This window comes from Paenisporosarcina sp. TG-14 (assembly GCF_000297555.1).
GTDB classification, from domain to species: domain Bacteria; phylum Bacillota; class Bacilli; order Bacillales_A; family Planococcaceae; genus Paenisporosarcina; species Paenisporosarcina antarctica.
The window spans coordinates 60,750-77,640 of sequence record NZ_AMGD01000005.1; the positions used below are offsets into that span (position 1 = coordinate 60,750).

General features: G+C 37.0%; 16 protein-coding genes. 4 read left to right on the top strand and 12 right to left on the bottom strand.

Features of this window, described 5'->3' with window-relative positions; genetic code table 11:
• Positions 1–11 precede the first annotated feature (11 nt).
• Together asnB and C406_RS0101990 are read left to right on the top strand one after the other, a co-directional pair.
• Entirely contained in the window at positions 12–1,859 is a 1,848-nt protein-coding gene (asnB, locus tag C406_RS0101985) for an asparagine synthase (glutamine-hydrolyzing) (protein WP_017378913.1), read from the top strand.
• A gap of 183 nt (positions 1,860–2,042) precedes the next feature.
• Positions 2,043–3,320, top strand: a complete 1,278-nt coding sequence (locus C406_RS0101990) for an erythromycin esterase family protein (RefSeq protein ID WP_017378914.1) — start codon at positions 2,043–2,045, stop codon at positions 3,318–3,320.
• A gap of 40 nt (positions 3,321–3,360) precedes the next feature.
• Here the strand turns inward: C406_RS0101990 and C406_RS0101995 are convergent, their stop codons facing one another.
• From C406_RS0101995 to C406_RS20615, 4 genes are all read right to left on the bottom strand, one after another.
• Positions 3,361–4,125, bottom strand: a complete 765-nt coding sequence (locus tag C406_RS0101995) for a MerR family transcriptional regulator (protein WP_017378915.1) — start codon at positions 4,123–4,125, stop codon at positions 3,361–3,363.
• A 626-nt stretch (positions 4,126–4,751) separates the two neighbouring features.
• Positions 4,752–4,916, bottom strand: coding sequence for a YjcZ family sporulation protein (locus C406_RS21365; RefSeq protein ID WP_017378916.1), 165 nt, complete (start codon positions 4,914–4,916; stop codon positions 4,752–4,754).
• A 624-nt stretch (positions 4,917–5,540) separates the two neighbouring features.
• The gene (locus tag C406_RS0102005) at positions 5,541–6,260 is read right to left on the bottom strand and encodes a YebC/PmpR family DNA-binding transcriptional regulator (protein WP_017378917.1); all 720 of its coding nucleotides are present in this window, start codon (positions 6,258–6,260) and stop codon (positions 5,541–5,543) included.
• 397 nt (positions 6,261–6,657) lie between these two features.
• The gene (locus C406_RS20615; protein ID WP_192812566.1) at positions 6,658–6,822 is read right to left on the bottom strand and encodes a hypothetical protein; all 165 of its coding nucleotides are present in this window, start codon (positions 6,820–6,822) and stop codon (positions 6,658–6,660) included.
• A 269-nt stretch (positions 6,823–7,091) separates the two neighbouring features.
• Here C406_RS20615 and C406_RS0102015 point away from each other — a divergent pair, with 269 nt between their 5' ends.
• Positions 7,092–8,756, top strand: a complete 1,665-nt coding sequence (locus tag C406_RS0102015) for a formate--tetrahydrofolate ligase (RefSeq protein ID WP_017378919.1) — start codon at positions 7,092–7,094, stop codon at positions 8,754–8,756.
• Positions 8,757–8,836: 80 nt separating this feature from the next.
• Here C406_RS0102015 and C406_RS0102020 read toward each other — a convergent pair whose 3' ends face one another.
• On the bottom strand, positions 8,837–9,442 hold the full coding sequence (locus C406_RS0102020) for a class I SAM-dependent methyltransferase (protein WP_026045576.1): 606 nt from the start codon (positions 9,440–9,442) through the stop codon (positions 8,837–8,839).
• A gap of 329 nt (positions 9,443–9,771) precedes the next feature.
• Between C406_RS0102020 and C406_RS0102025 the strand changes: the two genes are divergently transcribed.
• The gene (locus C406_RS0102025) at positions 9,772–10,014 is read left to right on the top strand and encodes a helix-turn-helix domain-containing protein (RefSeq protein WP_017378921.1); all 243 of its coding nucleotides are present in this window, start codon (positions 9,772–9,774) and stop codon (positions 10,012–10,014) included.
• 404 nt (positions 10,015–10,418) lie between these two features.
• On the opposite strand, the gene C406_RS0102030 is transcribed toward C406_RS0102025, so the two are convergent.
• From C406_RS0102030 to C406_RS0102060, 7 genes are all read right to left on the bottom strand, one after another.
• The gene (locus tag C406_RS0102030) at positions 10,419–10,688 is read right to left on the bottom strand and encodes an iron-sulfur cluster biosynthesis family protein (protein ID WP_017378922.1); all 270 of its coding nucleotides are present in this window, start codon (positions 10,686–10,688) and stop codon (positions 10,419–10,421) included.
• 108 nt (positions 10,689–10,796) lie between these two features.
• Positions 10,797–11,744: a thioredoxin-disulfide reductase gene (gene trxB / locus C406_RS0102035; protein ID WP_017378923.1), complete on the bottom strand. Its 948-nt coding sequence runs from the start codon at positions 11,742–11,744 to the stop codon at positions 10,797–10,799.
• A gap of 19 nt (positions 11,745–11,763) precedes the next feature.
• A complete protein-coding gene (gene arsA / locus C406_RS0102040) occupies positions 11,764–13,533 on the bottom strand; it encodes an arsenical pump-driving ATPase (RefSeq protein ID WP_017378924.1) in 1,770 nt (589 codons plus the stop codon).
• 14 nt (positions 13,534–13,547) lie between these two features.
• A complete protein-coding gene (arsD, locus tag C406_RS0102045; RefSeq protein WP_017378925.1) occupies positions 13,548–13,907 on the bottom strand; it encodes an arsenite efflux transporter metallochaperone ArsD in 360 nt (119 codons plus the stop codon).
• 88 nt (positions 13,908–13,995) lie between these two features.
• Positions 13,996–14,415 carry an arsenate reductase (thioredoxin) gene (gene arsC / locus C406_RS0102050; RefSeq protein WP_017378926.1) on the bottom strand — a complete coding sequence of 140 codons (420 nt, stop codon included), beginning with the start codon at positions 14,413–14,415 and terminating at the stop codon, positions 13,996–13,998.
• A gap of 27 nt (positions 14,416–14,442) precedes the next feature.
• Positions 14,443–15,738, bottom strand: a complete 1,296-nt coding sequence (locus tag C406_RS0102055) for an arsenical efflux pump membrane protein ArsB (protein WP_017378927.1) — start codon at positions 15,736–15,738, stop codon at positions 14,443–14,445.
• Positions 15,739–15,751: 13 nt separating this feature from the next.
• Complete coding sequence (locus tag C406_RS0102060) at positions 15,752–16,102, bottom strand: ArsR/SmtB family transcription factor (protein WP_017378928.1); 351 nt, start codon at positions 16,100–16,102, stop codon at positions 15,752–15,754.
• Positions 16,103–16,891 lie beyond the last annotated feature (789 nt).

Genomic DNA, 16,891 nt, shown 5'->3' on the forward strand with positions numbered 1-16,891 from the left:
GATGAAGAACAATGTGTGGGATTACAGGTTGGGTTCATTTTAACCGAGATTTACGTACGCAAGCATCTGTCGTTGAGAAAATGACGAAGACGCTATCTAAGCGTGGACCCGATGATGAGAATGTGTGGTTAAATATACATGCAGTTTTTGGTCACCGACGATTGACAGTTGTCGATCCTATAGGTGGCAAACAGCCGATGACAAAAGTTCATCATGACAATCGGTATACACTTAGCTACAACGGCGAATTATATAATACGGAAGATCTTCGGAAAGAACTGCTAAGAAAAGGCTATACTTTTTCAGGACATTCCGATACTGAAGTATTATTGACTTCGTATATCGAATGGAAAGAACAATGCGTTGAGTATTTTAATGGCATTTTTGCCTTTGCCATTTGGGATGAAAAAGACCAGAAAGTTTTTATTGCGCGTGACCGTCTTGGGGTCAAACCATTGTTTTATAGTGAAAATAATGGAGGATTTCTTTTTGGTTCAGAAATAAAGTCCCTTCTTGCACATCCCGATGTAAAACCACAGCTTTCGCGTGAAGGCTTGGCGGAAGTATTAGCTGTTGGCCCATCTAGAAAGCCTGGTTCAGGAGTTTTCCACGGAATACATGAACTACGCCCTGCTCACGCCCTAACTATTTCTCGGCTAGGTCTGCGAATTTGGCGCTACTGGAATGTTAAAAGTGAAGTGCATACAGATTCCCTCGATGAAACTGCTGAGAAAGTTCGATTCCTTGTAACTGATGCAGTGGAACGGCAACTTGTATCAGACGTTCCACTTTGTACGTTTTTATCAGGTGGCCTTGACTCCAGCGCCATTACCGCTATCGCTGCCAATCGTTATAAGTTAGAAGGAAAAGGTCCACTCCATACGTATTCCATTGACTACGAAGACAATGCCAAGTTTTTTAAAGCGAATGAGTTCCAACCAAATGCAGATAGTCCTTTTATTAATAAAATAGTGGATACATTCGGTACCGTGCATCATTCTTCGATCATCACCCAAGACCAATTAATCAATGACTTGACTGAAGCTGTTCATGTCCGTGACTTACCAGGAATGGCGGATGTTGATTCTTCTTTACTGTGGTTTTGTCGAGAAATCAAACAAGATTTCACAGTCGGGTTGTCAGGAGAATGTGCCGATGAAATTTTTGGAGGCTATCCGTGGTTCCACAACGTCAAAGATTTAAACGGCACTGGATTTCCATGGATGCGGTCAACGAATGAACGTGTATCTTTATTAAAAGATGATTGGCGTCAAAAACTAAATCTTGAAGCCTACGCTCGACAAGCATACGAAGAAACCGTAGCCGAAACCCCTAGACTTGATGGAGAAAGTAGCATAGATGCAAAACGAAGAGAAATGTTTTATTTAAACATAGTGTGGTTTATGACGACCCTGCTTGATCGAAAAGATCGCATGAGTATGGGGGCTAGTCTAGAAGTTCGAGTGCCTTTTGCCGATCATCGTCTCGTCGAATACGCTTGGAACATTCCATGGGATATGAAGATGGCTGGAAATCGGGAAAAAGGCATTTTGCGTAAAGCATTAGATGGCATGTTGCCTGACGAAGTGCTTTATCGTAAAAAGAGTCCCTATCCCAAAACACATAACCCCTATTACACAGACCGTGTTCAATTATGGCTAAAAGAAATTCTGAAAGACAAGAATTCAATTCTACATGAGCTTTTTGATCGTAACCGACTAAACGAACTAGTTGATTCTAAAGGAGCCGCATTCAAAGTACCATGGTTCGGACAGTTAATGTCAGGTCCACAGTTACTCGCGCACTTAGCACAAATGCATGTTTGGTTTAAAGACACACGTATACAAATAATTGAATAGGAAGGAATGGCCTTTAGTCTACTGACTTATGGCCATTTCTTTTGTTAATATGTTTTGCAGCTAGTTATAAATCGTGTATGCTAACTGAAAAATGGTTTCATTCCCTGTATTCATGTAAGGTCTTATGAAGTATGACTGAAATATTATCTCTAAACTAATACTTGAATAAAAAGGAGTTTTATATTGAATTCTCTTGATGAATCGATAAAAAGCTATGCCCTTCCATTCGAAACAGACGAAGATTTAAAACCTATTATTGAAGCAATTGGGGAAGCGAAAATCGTCCTTTTAGGAGAAGCAACCCACGGTACTTCTGAGTTTTATTCAGTTCGGGCAGCATTAACCAAAAAGCTAATCCAAGAAAAAGGATTTACGCTTATTGCTATCGAAGGGGATTGGCCATCCACCCAGCAAATTAACAGGTTTATTAAGGGCTTTGACGAAGAGAAGAAAGATGTACGAGATATATTAAGTACATTTAAACGATGGCCTTCATGGATGTGGGCGAATGAAGAAATCGCTGAATTTATTTTATGGTTAAAGTTGCACAACCAACAAAAAGAAGCGAATCACAAAATAGGGTTTTATGGAATTGATGTATACAGTTTGTGGGAATCCTTAGATGAAGTGATTACATATTTAAGAAAAACACATCCTGACGGAACTGATTTAGAGTTAGCAAAAAAAGCGCTCCGTTGTTTTAAACCATTTAACCGGGATTCTGACAGCTATGCGATGGCCTCTGTTAACATTTCACAAGCATGTGTAGAGGCAGTTTCAAAACTCTTGACTTCCATTCGAGCACGCGACGATGGCAAAAGTAAAGTTGAACAAGAAGCAAATTTGAATTTACTAGTGAATGCCATGGTTGTACATAACGCTGAAAACTATTACCGCGCAATGGTTCGAAGTGATGAGTTGTCTTGGAATATTAGAGACAAGCATATGGTTGAAGTTATCAATGAAGTAATGGATTACCACGGAGAACAAGCAAAAATTATCGTTTGGGAACACAACTCCCATATAGGAGATGCTTCAGCTACAGATATGGAAGCATCCGACATGATGAATGTAGGTCAGATTGTTCGACTACAGAATAAAAAGAAAGATGTCTATACTGTGGGGTTTGGTACTCATCGAGGAACTGTCATTGCTGCAGAGGAATGGGGAGTTCCCTATAAACAGATTGAAGTGCCTTCCGCTTTGAAGGGCTCCTGGGAGGATGCTTTACATATGAGTGGTGCGTTTAATAAGTTGTTAATCTTTACTAATAAAAATCGTCATTTCTTTAATGACTGGATTGGCCATAGAGCAATTGGCGTGGTGTACGACCCTGCGTATGAAGCACAATATAATTATGTTCCTTCCAAAATCGGAAACCGTTATGACGCTTTTATTTACCTAGATCAGACGAAAGCTCTTTCACCTCTTGAATCACAGGAAAAACTTATTGATAACTAAAAAATGGTCCGTAGTCTATAGACTTTGGACCAAAGATTTATTATTTTAATGCATTAGTGTAAACAACAATGGCGTTTCGTAAAAACTCTGCCGTTCCAGGAACTTCTTTATCATAATAGGCTTTAAACCTTTCATCATCCACATACATTTGGGCAAGCGCTTCATGTGCTTCGATGCTATATTCACTCCAGTAAAACATAAGCCACTGCTTATGCAATTCCGCTACATTTTGAGCAAGTTCACTTGCTGGGTCTCCTGTTTTAAATGCCACAGCCAAAGTTGAGGTAATGTCTTTCGCTAGTTGTTTCACATCTAAATGTTGCGCTTGAGTCATAGCTTGAACTTTAGCATTGGATTGATCCACAGCATCATCGCCATATTTGTCTCGTATTTCATTTCCATACTTTTGCTCATTATCATCTACTATTTTTTGCTTAAATCCTTCAAATTTTTCATTGTTCGTCATATTGATACTCCCTTCCGTTGAAGAAATTGTTTTTTCTACATTGGCAATCAATTTATCTAATTGCTGTCGTTTGTCTAGGAGTTGTGATCGATGAGCGTTCAGTGCCTTTACACCATCAAATGATGGATTGTTCACAATTTGCTTAATGTGATCGAGACTCATACCCAGTTCTCTGTATAATAAAATTTGCTGCAATAGATCCACTTCAGTTTGACCATAAATACGATAGCCCGATGAATTGATTCTCGCAGGCTTGAGAAGATTCATCTCGTCATAATAGCGTAACGTACGTGTACTAACTCCAGCTAACTTCCCTAGTTTTTGCACCGTATATTCCATTTCATCAACTCCTGACAAACTCATCTTACACCTTTACGTTACGTCAATGTCAAATGAATTTCTAAAAGAAAAGTAAGTTTGGAAAAACATTTTTTATATCGAAGAAAAATCTTTGGATAAGATTCATTCAAATCAAGAAAAAACTGTAAAAGTATGCTTGTACTTTCAAGAAATTAACAGTTTAACATGGTGCTGAGACTTACAATAAGTGAATATCATTTTAGAGTCGTTGAGTTAATGAATATTAAATAATAATCTATACTAGCTTTCAAAATTTAACTATCACAACATGTATCGAGAATTTTACAACGTGGAGGTCTATATTTACAACGTGGCCGTCCAGATTTACAACGTGACAGCCAATAATTACAACTGAGCAATCGCTCGATAATAAAAACTATTGGAGCCTCGTACAAACATCCGACGCTAAACTACCTTATGGTGCCGTGGGTTTGCCGTTCAAAGCGACCTGAAAAATTAGTCGAGCAGAATTCTAATCAAAAAACACCACAACTCGATTAGTTGTGGTGAACATATGCTTTATACGTAAATCTTTATTTGAATGGGGAAATTTCGGGGGGAGTAGTTATATTTTTTCTTTCACTGCGCACAAAAATGTTTACTACTTAACATTTTTTCTGGAAATGTGCACCAATAATAATTAATAGAATGAAAAGAACCACAATTAAAGCAAATGTATTCCCTCTACGAGGGTAGCTCTCGTACTGGCCACCAACTGGAGCATAGCCTCCACAATCACCGTAAGCACCATAAGCACTATAATTTTCCATTATAAAGTCCCCCCTTTCTTTCATTATTTATTATTATCTTATGTAATTTATATTGAGAGACCTAGGGATTAGCGGAGTTTTATTCCGTTTGGTGATTTGAAGACACCAATAACGGAAAATTGTAAAGAAAAAATCATATCATCTTCTTTCACTAACAGAATTAAAGGGATATTAGAAAGTTTATTGACAAACCCAAAGAATCATGTGATAATAATCTAGTTAACAAGATAAGATAGCAAGTAAGATTTGAAATTCTGGCATCTACTCGATGTTTTTGATTAAACTTATTCACACTGGCGCGACTATAGGGTCGCAAGGACGTAAAAGAAGGTAGGGTTTACGTTGCTTAAGGAAGACAACCAGTGGACAAATGACCGCGGCACGGAAAGCAAGGAACACTTTCTTAGGAAATTATTCCCCGAATATTCGGGATGAACAATATCATTCAAAGTTATTATGTTATCTTATATAAACAAAGGGGCATGTCTAACCAGGCATGTCCCTTTTCCAATTTCATTAAGACCAGCGTAACTGCGCAAGGACTCAGAATAAAAGAAAATACCATTAAAAGAAGCTGTACCTTAACCAGGTTAATCCTGATTTAAGGTACAGCTTCTTCAATCTTTATTCGACCAAATCAACGTTGTGATAAACTTGTTGAACGTCTTCTAAATCCTCTAAGGCATCAATCATTTTCTCAAATTGTACTTGTGCATCAGAATCGAGTGTAATGTCATTTTGTGCTAGCATTGTCAGTTCAGCTACTGTAAATTCTATAATTCCAACATTCTTGAATGCTTCTTGCACAGCATGGAATTGATCGGGTTCAGCATACACAATAACCGCTTCTTCTTCTTCTAAAATGTCACGCACATCTACGTCTGCTTCTAATAAAAGTTCAAGAACTTCGTCCGCTGTTTTTCCTTCCATACCAATGACTGCAGTTGCATCAAACATGTAAGCTACTGATCCACTTACACCCATATTCCCACTATTTTTACCAAATGCAGCACGCACATCTGATGCTGTACGATTGACGTTGTTTGTCAGTGTTTCAACGATTACCATAGAGCCGTTTGGTCCAAAACCTTCATAACGCAGTTCATCATAATTTTCTTCTGAGCCGCCTTTTGCTTTTTCAATTGCACGATCCACAATTACTTTTGGAACACTATATGTTTTTGCACGTTCTAGTACAATTTTTAATGCACGATTTGAATCCGGATCTGGTTCACCTTGTTTTGCTGCTACATAAATTTCGCGTCCGAATTTTGCATAAATACGACTAGTATTTGAATCCTTCGAAGCTTTCTTTTCTTTAATATTATTCCATTTGCGCCCCATATTTTTTCACTCGCTTTCATGTTTGTCTCTTTATATTACGATATTCAAACAGTAGATATGACTCTTGCTCACAGTTGCATTATACACCATGAGCTATATAAGCTTCGAGTGAATTACGATTATCTTAATATCTTTAACTTGATCAAATAATTTAGTTACGTTTACTAGTAGGCGCGCTCAATCGGGTTTATTCCTGTTCATTTTGATATATTCCGGTTCGTGAGCTGTTTATTCCTGTTCACAGTCGCTTTATTCCCGTTCAAACCCCGTTTATTCCTGTTCAAGTAGAGTTTATTCCCTTTCGCCCAATTCATCCCACAAAAACACCCCGAAACACGCAGTGTGTAGGGGGCTAATTGGCTTGGTTTTGGCTTGTGCCACTCGAATACGAATACGTTTAAAGTCCTTCTGTATTAATTCGGTTTTGTAACACTACAGTCTCCGTATTCTCACTTTTTTCCTCTGACACATCATTAGCAGATAGCTTGGTGCTCTTCTTTTCATTATCATTTTGTTTTTTGGTATTATCCTCTTGTTTGTACTTATTAATAGAATCGAACATAAGTATTCCTCCGTCATATATAGGTTGTTTTAGCATTCCCAAATTCTCCATTTAAAACACCATTCATTAGCAAAAATTCTCGATAGTAGGGAACACTTTAAAAGGTTGACCAGAAAAAACTATGTACTAAGCTAAAATATCCTCACAACGTTAGAAGCCTTTATGTATCAGAAATTATGATATGATAATTATTGTTTAAACTATTACAACAGGCTGATCAATTATAGATTTTTCTCTAAAATAAGGCGAACACGAAAGGGTGGATATTTATGACATTTACAGACTTATCTATTGCAACTAATGCAACCATCTTACCTATTAATGAAATAGCTGATAAAGCAGGAATTCCTAGACAAGCACTTGAATTATACGGCAACTATAAAGCAAAGATTAACGTCGATTCATTACCTCCTGCAACTAAACTTGGACAAGTCGTATTAGTAACTGCTATAAGTCCAACTCCTGCTGGAGAAGGAAAATCCACGGTAACAGTGGGACTGGCAGATGCATTCAATCAACTGAACGAATCCGTCATCGTTGCATTGCGTGAACCTTCTCTAGGTCCTGTTATGGGTGTAAAAGGTGGGGCCACTGGTGGTGGTTTTGCACAAGTATTACCAATGGAAGACATCAATCTTCACTTTACAGGAGATATACACGCGATCACGTCGGCAAATAACGCGTTAGCCGCATTGATTGATAATCATTTACATCAAGGCAACGTACTGAACATAGACCCGAGAAGAATTGCTTGGAAGCGCGTTTTAGATATTAATGACCGTGCATTACGACAAATAACTATCGGCTTAGGTGGTCCATTGCAAGGTGTTCCTAGACAAGATGGTTTTGATATTACTGTTGCTTCAGAAATCATGGCAGTTTTATGCTTGGCAACTACTTTGAAAGATTTAAAAGAGCGACTTGCTCAAATGGTGATTGCTTATACATATGACAAAGAACCCATTACAGTAAGACAATTAGCAGTAGAGGGTGCTCTAACTTTGCTATTAAAGGATGCATTCAAACCAAATTTAGTTCAAACAATAGAAGGTACACCTGCAATTATTCACGGAGGTCCTTTTGCAAATATCGCGCATGGTTGTAATTCCTTGTTAGCTACAAACACAGCTAGAAGACTTGCTGATATCGTTATAACGGAAGCTGGATTTGGAGCGGATTTGGGTGCAGAGAAATTCATGCACATCAAATCAAGAAAAGGAAATTTCCACCCAGATGCAGTTGTTATTGTGGCAACTATTAGAGCTCTAAAAATGCATGGTGGCGTCGAAAAAACTGAACTGACAGAACCAAATGCTAACGCCGTTAAACGTGGAATGTCGAATTTGGAGAAACACGTAGATACGATTCGTCAGTTTGGGATTGAACCGGTTGTTTCATTAAATCGGTTTATTACTGATGAAAACGAAGAATTAGAAGAAGTTATGAATTGGGCACTACAACATGGTGTTCAAATAGCTCTCACACATGTATGGGAGAATGGTGGTAAAGGTGGACTTGAATTAGCTAAACTGGTTAAACAAGAGTTAGCTAAACCGAAAAACTTTACCATGCTTTATGATGAAACTGATTCCGTGGAAGAAAAACTTCGGATTATCGTCCAGCAAGTTTATGGTGGTTCTGGCATTCAACTTTCAGACAAAGCAAAGAAAAAGCTAGTAGAATTAAAGAAATATGGTTGGGATGCACTGCCCATCTGTATGGCGAAAACGCAATATTCTCTTTCTGACCAACCCGCATTATATGGAAGACCTGAAGGATTTACCATTACAATAAGAGACATCATCCCTAAACTGGGTGCAGGCTTCTTAGTCTGTCTAACAGGTGACATTATGACTATGCCTGGTTTACCGAAACAACCCGCTGCTCTCAAAATGGACATTGATGAAGATGGAAATGCTGTCGGTTTATTTTAAAATTTTCTCCTTTGAAGAACAGAATAAGGAGGTCCCCATATAATTTCTATGAGGACCTCCTTTATAATTGTTCGTAATTTCTACAGCATAGGTTTTTGAACCGCTAACTGAATTACATGGGATAAACCATTGTGCGACCCTTCATCACGCATGACTTCACCCATAAAGAAATGAATCGTACGCCAGTCATTAAATTGACTAATAAACTCTTCAGGAGAGTACAGTAGTGAAGAATCTTTAGGCCCTCCACTTTGATATGGAAGTTGATGAACAGAATACACTTCTGTTATGAAATAACCTCCTGGTTTTAATGCTTTCTTAATATTAGCTAGAGTTGACTCTCGCAACTGTTTAGGAAAATGACCAAACACACAAAAAATTTGATCCCATTGATTTTCTTTCCAAGGAGCGTCATTTAAATCAACGTGTTCTGTCTTAACAACTACGCCATTTTCCTTAGCAAGCTCTCTTGTTTTTTCTAGACCTACTTCCGAATAATCCCATGTGGTTACATTGATACCCTTTTTAGCTACAAATACAGCATTACGTCCTTCACCTTCTGCAATGGCTAATGCATCTCCACTTTTCAGTTGAAATTCTTCGTAACAATATTTGATAAATACATTCGCTTCCTTACCAAATAGATAGTCACTTATTTGAAATCGATTATCCCATTGATTGTTCATTTTCTCATACTCCTTCATAGCCTTACTACTATCTTTTACTTCCGTCATCCTTATCTTACAATTCCCCTTACACTATTCGCAATTGATGTCTCTTGTTGCATTCTATAAGGATATTCACAACGTCAATAACAGTCTCTGACGTCCCGCAAATAAGAAGATTTATAAAATTAAATTCTAACCTTCCTACGTTAACTATAGGTCGTAATAATATTTACAAAGAGTTTACAATATTCAGTATTTTTTAACAATTACTTCGTTGACTTAATTGATGCATTCGGTTTAAATTAATATATAAGTAAATCATTATACATTAATAAGGAGTGTGTGTGATGTTAGATAAACCATGTATTGGATTTGGAAAGTTTATTAAAGAATCTCGAGAATTTAAGAATCTTTCGTTAGAGATGTTTGCCGACCAATTAAAAGTTTCGTATCAAATTGTTGATCGATTGGAAATGGACTTACTTCACCCTTCTGGTTCACTCATTAAGAAATTGTCCCTTGTTTTAAATGTAGAAGAAAATGAGCTTTTCAATCTAATCTGGTGCGAGAATCCAGTGAAATTGCATTAAAATCACTTTTAAAAAAGACATTATTACCTTTCTGATTGAAGTGATACTCTAGGTTTAGTTATAGAACGAAAGAATAAACGACTAATTTAATTCCATAATTTTACTATTATAACATGAACCACGATTTTTACAACGTGGATGACTATTTTTACAACGTCACCTTAAATAATTACAACGTGACACCTAATAATCACAACTGAGCTTTCGCTCGACACCGCAAGACACGTCATAGATTAAGAATACTTAAATAAAGTTTACAGCTGTTGATACTTCATCTTCGGCGGCATGTCTCATTGCAGCGAGTGTCCATTCTCTAGTTAACCAAATGCAAGACATTGTTTACTTTCTCATCTTATAAAAAGACAGAGCCCTCTATAAACTAGGGCTCTGCCTTAATGTACTATTTAACAGTTTTCAGGAAGACCAACCAACGTTAAACTTCCATCTTGCATATCAATGGTCACTTCTTCGGCCATGGTAAGTACGCGTTGATCAATTGCTACTTGAACCCCATTTACCTCTTTAATAACATCTTGCTCTTCGGGAACATCTAAAGACAAACCTAGTTGTGGACCGCAACAACCTTGACCCACAAAGTAAAAACGAATTCCGGCAGCATTTTTTTCCGCCATTGCATTTGTTAACATTTCTTTAGCAGTATCTGTAATAATCATAAATAAACACGTCCCCTAATTGGTTTAATAACCTATTTTTTATTTCTAGACTTTGCAGATGTAGCATTTACTCCACACTTTACACACGCTCAACCTAATGTGGTACCTCTATAATGATTGACTCCAGTCGTGAATTGCCTGGCCTTCTAAATAACGTTCTGCGTCTAATGCAGCCATACAACCTGTTCCAGCTGCTGTAATCGCTTGTCGATATTTATTGTCTTGAACGTCTCCACAAGCATAGACGCCAGGAATATTTGTATCCGTCGTTCCAGGTTTCACTTGAATATAGCCAACTTCATCTGTATCAATTTGGTTGTTTAAGAATGCCGTATTCGGTGTGTGACCAATGGCTACAAAAATCCCATCTGTCTCAATGATTTCTTCTTCACCTGATTCATTATTCATCACTTTTAGACCGTTTACTTTAACACCATTGGACATCACCTCAATGGGACTTCTATTTAATTCCCAAGAGATTTTAGGGTTTTGTCTTGCTCGATCTTGCATGATTTTAGACGCACGTAACTCTTCTCTTCTATGCACAATAACTACTTCAGAAGCGAATTTTGTAAGGAAGTTTGCTTCCTCCATGGCAGAATCTCCACCACCAACAATGATTACTTTTTTGCCTCTATAGAAAAATCCGTCACATGTCGCACACGTGCTGACACCAGTTCCAATGTTTTCTTTTTCACCGGGAATTTGCAAAAGTTTAGCGGAAGCACCTGTAGAAAGGATTAAGGATTCTGTTACAATCTCACCTAGTCCACTTACAGTAAGTTTAAATGGTTTTTCAGATAAATTTACCTCTGTTACCCATCCATTTTTAAACTCAGCTCCAAAACGTTCAGCTTGTTTACGCATATTTACCATCAACTCTGGACCCATAACACCATCAACAAACCCTGGGAAATTCTCAACTTCTGTAGTTAAAGTTAATTGCCCTCCTGGTTGGTCTCCTTCAATTACAATTGGATTCATATTTGCCCTTGCCAGATAGATTGCGGCTGTTAAACCAGCTGGTCCAGTACCTAATATTACTACTTTATGCATATTGATCTCCTCCGAATGATTAGTTAATAAGTTCTTCTACTTCTATATTTCCTAGCTTATCTTCAGGCTGCCACTTTACAATCGTTGTTTGTTTAGTGAGTTCTTCGCTGACTTTTTTAATCCACACTTTTTCACTAGTTGCCTTAGCACTTAAAATAGGATCAATCGTTTCTGTTCCATAGAGACTTTGATTAATTACCCATGACTTCGGTTGAATACCAGCTCTTTTTAAGTCTTGTTGTAAACGCATTGCCTCAAAAACAGGTGTAGCTTCAGGTAAAGTAACAATTAGCACACTAGTTTCCTCAGGATTTCGAAGACGAGGAAGCAAGTTCTTAACCGCTTCAGGAATTTCACCAGTTGATCTGGATAGTTCTTTTTCATATGATTTCGCAGCATCAAGCAACAACAATGTATGACCTGTTGGTGCAGTATCGATTACCACGATTTCCTCATTTGATCTCTCAACTACATCTGCGAATGCCCTAAATACAGCAATTTCTTCTGTACAAGGAGAATTCAAATCCTCTTCTAAATAACGCAAAGCATCTTCTTCCAAACCAGCGCCTGCCGTAAGAAGAACTTCTGCTTTATATTTCTCTACTTCAGCTGAAGGATCAATTTTACTTATGGTGAGGTTATCCATAACTTGCTCATCCTTAAACACAAATTCTAAATGTGCTGCAGGATCAGTTGTGGTTAAATGGACTTTTTTACCCTTCTTAGCTAATCCAACTGCAAGTAAGGAAGCGATTGTTGTTTTTCCTACGCCACCTTTACCCATTGTCAAAATAACACGTGAGTTCTTAACATACAAATCATCAACCGTTTGGTTAATAGTCATTAAATTATCACTTTTTAATTCCACTGATTCCTGAGCACTACTTGAAAGAAGATATGATTTAAACAAATGGCGGAGACTTTCACTACCTATTAAAGAATAGGAAACAAAAGGCAACGAATATGTTTCTAATTGCTTTAAAGACTCAGGTAGTTCTTTTAACGCCTTTTGTTGTCTGTTATAAAAGGCACTGGAAATTTCATCATTGTCGATAGGCTTCTTTAGTAATCCATTGATAATCAATAATTGATTTTTAATACCAATTTCTTTTAACTCTGTTGATGCTCTTTGTGCTTCAAAGAAAGTGGATGAATCTGGTCTAGTCACTAATACTAGTTTGGTTTGACTAGGATCAGAAAGTACTTTCACTGTGTTCGCATACAATTCCTTTTTTGCAGACAATCCAGATAATGGACCTAAACAAGATGCACCATGTGTGCTTTCTTCTAAAAACCCATTCCACGCATTTGGTAGTTGCAGCAATCTTAATGTATGACCAGTCGGGGCTGTATCAAAAATAACATGATCAAAACTACTAATTAATTCCGAATTCGTAAGTAAATTTGTGAATTCATCAAATGCCGCGATTTCAACTGTACATGCACCAGACAATTGCTCTTCCATTTGGTCGACAACTGCATCTGGTAATTTTCCGCGAAATGGATCAACAACTTTATCTCTGTACGATTTAGCCGCTTCTTCCGGATCTAAATTGCATGCAAACAATCCATCGACATTGTCAACTTTCGTCGGTTGGTTGCTAAACTCCATGCCAAACACATCTTGTAAATTAGATGCAGGATCTGTACTGACCAATAACACTTTTTTTCCTTGGTCAGTAAGATTCACTGCTGTTGCACAAGCTGCTGATGTTTTCCCTACCCCACCTTTTCCTGTAAAGAATAAAAAAGGCGTTTCTTTAAGTAACCGTGGGTGAAAATTTTGCATGAGGATAGACTCCTTTATTTGAATTTTATATCTAAAAGATTTGTGGGTTTCTTCAATTTCAAGTCACTTTCTTGAATACCAAACCATGTAGCCAATTCTTCATTGGAAGGATACTCTCCAATTTTCAGCATTTCGCCATTAACAACAACGGCAGGCAGTGCATCTGGTCCTTTTTCATGTAGCACTTGATTGATGATTAAGTTTTCTACAAACATGCCAGGTTCATTTCCTAAGTTATATCGTTTAATGTCAAACCCTTTTTTCTCAAGGGTAAAGACAGCTGCAGCTACACGTGTTAACTCTGGGTCAACACTTGGTCCACATACGCCTGTCGGACAACATAAAGCAGGATCAAATATTTCAACTTTAGTCATAGAATTCATCCTTTCACAAATAAATAATCATATGCTTATATATTATATAGAAGATAAGTCGAGAAATTCCTCCTCGACTACTTCTTAGTTATTCACCGGTTTCAGCAAAATGCTTAATACGTTCTCCAATTTCATCACGAACTTGTTGGAATACAACCCATTTTTCTTCTTCTGTACCTTCAGCTTTAGCAGGGTCATTGAATCCCCAGTGCTCGCGTTTTACGTGAGGTGGTGTCATTGGGCATTTATCAGCAGCGTCGCCACAAAGTGTTACAACAAAATCTGCATGGTTAAGAATTTGTGTATCAATGATATCTGATGTTTGATTTGAAATATCAATTGATACCTCATTCATCGCTTTTACAGCATTAGGATTCAACCCATGTGCTTCAATTCCAGCACTTAGTACTTGCCACTCATCACCTAAGTATTTTTTTCCCCAGCCTTCAGCCATTTGGCTTCGGCAAGAATTACCTGTACATAAGAAATATAATGTTTTTTTAGTCATGATGAAAAACTCCTCTTTGTTTTAGATTTAGATGATTAGTAGCCATAAATAAAGTCCAATTAGCGTGATTAAAAGTGTTGGAATTGTTAAAATAATTCCCACTTTAAAATAAGTTCCCCATGCGATTTTTACGCCTTTTTGAGATAATACATGGAGCCATAATAGGGTCGCAAGCGAACCAATAGGTGTGATTTTTGGTCCTAAGTCAGAACCAATTATATTTGCATATATTAAAGCTTCTCGAATTGTTGCGGGAGTAGTAGTTTCTGAGATCGCTAGTGCATTAATCATTACTGTCGGCATATTATTCATCAACGATGACAAAATAGCTGCAATGAACCCCATAGAGATAGTTGCAGCGAATAAACCTTGATTAGCTGCAAGCTGAATCGCATCTGCTAAAACACTTGTCAATCCGACATTTCGCAAACCGTAAACGACAACATACATGCCAAGTGAGAAGAAAACAATCGCCCATGGTGCACCTTTTAATACACGTTTTGTGTGAACTGCTTTACTCTTTTGAGCCATTAGTAAAAAGAAAATGGCTACGATTCCTGCCACTATTGAAACAGGAATTTCTAAAAACTCACTTGAGAAATAACCGACTAATAATAAGCCTAATACATACCAAGATAATTTAAACATTTTTACGTCTTTAATTGCATCACGAGGCTGTTTTAAATCCGCTAAATCATAGTTCTTTGGAATACTCTTTCGGAAAAACAAGTACAAAACCAAAATACTAGCTAGAAGAGCAAACAAGTTCGGAACAATCATTCTAGAAGCATATTCGACAAATCCAATACCAAAAAAGTCAGCTGATACAATGTTAACTAAGTTACTAACTACTAATGGTAGGGAGGTCGTATCTGCGATAAAACCACTCGCCATGATAAATGGGAAAATCATCTTTTCATCAAATTTCAAACTTCGAACCATTGCAAGTACGATAGGTGTAAGGATCAACGCTGCTCCATCATTTGCAAATAATGCAGCAACCACCGCTCCTAAAAGCGTTACATACACAAACATTCGAACTCCATTACCTTTTGCAGCTCTTGCCATGTGCAAAGCGGCCCACTCAAAAAATCCAATCTCATCTAGAATGAGTGAAATAATAATAATAGCAATAAAGGCTAATGTGGCGTTCCATACAATTCCTGTTACATCGATTACATCCTGAAAATTCACAACACCTACTAGTAAAGCAAGTACTGCACCACCAACAGCTGACCAACCAATAGATAGATTTCTTGGTTGCCAAATAACAAAAATTAAAGTGATAAGAAAAATTACTGACGCTAAGACAACTGATGTCAAACTAAACCCTCCATTATTCGCAAGTAATACGTAATCCTTGCTGTTCTAATTCTTTTATTCTTTGATCCTGATCAGGAATGAAATCAAGAAGATTTTGAACAAATTCATAAGCTTCATGTTGTCTATTTAAAGAATAAAATATCCATTGCCCTTTTCGATTTTCGTTTACTAAACCAACATCCTTTAATTTTCGTAAATGTTGACTAATAGCTGATTGACTTACATTAAAAATTGCTACAAATTCGCACACACAACATTCATTTTTTTGTAACAGTTTTAACATGGATAACCGTGTTTTATCACCCATTAACTTTAAAATTGAACTCGCTTTATCAAGCTCAATCAGTATTGTTGTATCTGTCATTTTTGTTAGCTCCTTTCAGTAAATTAGTTTAGCCTATTTAGGATAATTTATATTTCCTTTGAGTCTAAGCATTTCTTTCTTTAAATACTATATCATCATATACTTATATGCTTTGAAAATCAATAAGGTACTTCTTTATTAAATTATCGCAAAATTTACCTGATAGAAAAAAAATTACAGTAAAGGTAGACATGAAAACTGAAACAGGTAAGGAACTCTAGAAATTTGAAAGCCTATAGATATTGCATGTGGAACAGCTTGCTGGTGTATACCTCGGAAATTTGAAGTGGATTTTCTTGGCCTTGTTAGTATGATTTTTATTAAGAAGTTAACATATGACGCATTATCGGAATCAATAATAGATCAAGTGTATAAATGAAGAAACCCGACAATCTTCTTAAGACAAGATTGACGGGTTTTTCATTACATATGCAAAATAGCGCCACTTCGAATGACATAATTGATTACTTCATATTTCTCATTTGGTTCTAGAACAGTTTCTTCGCCCTGTGAAATCCAACACTTTGCTCATTCAAATTATAACTAGGTCAATCAAGTCTTGCATGTTTCTTTAGAGACGATCCAATCTCCATACAACGATGGTATTTCTCATTTCCATTTTAATCCTATATTCATTGTAAGTTAATTAACATAGATTAGTGGGCAGAGTTTTGTTGAACGTTATTAAACCAAAATGATGTATTTTTTATCATTTTTGTCGTGTTCAGAAAAGGACGAGTTTTGTTACATTCAATTTATATTTAACATTCCATACCTAAATAATTTAAG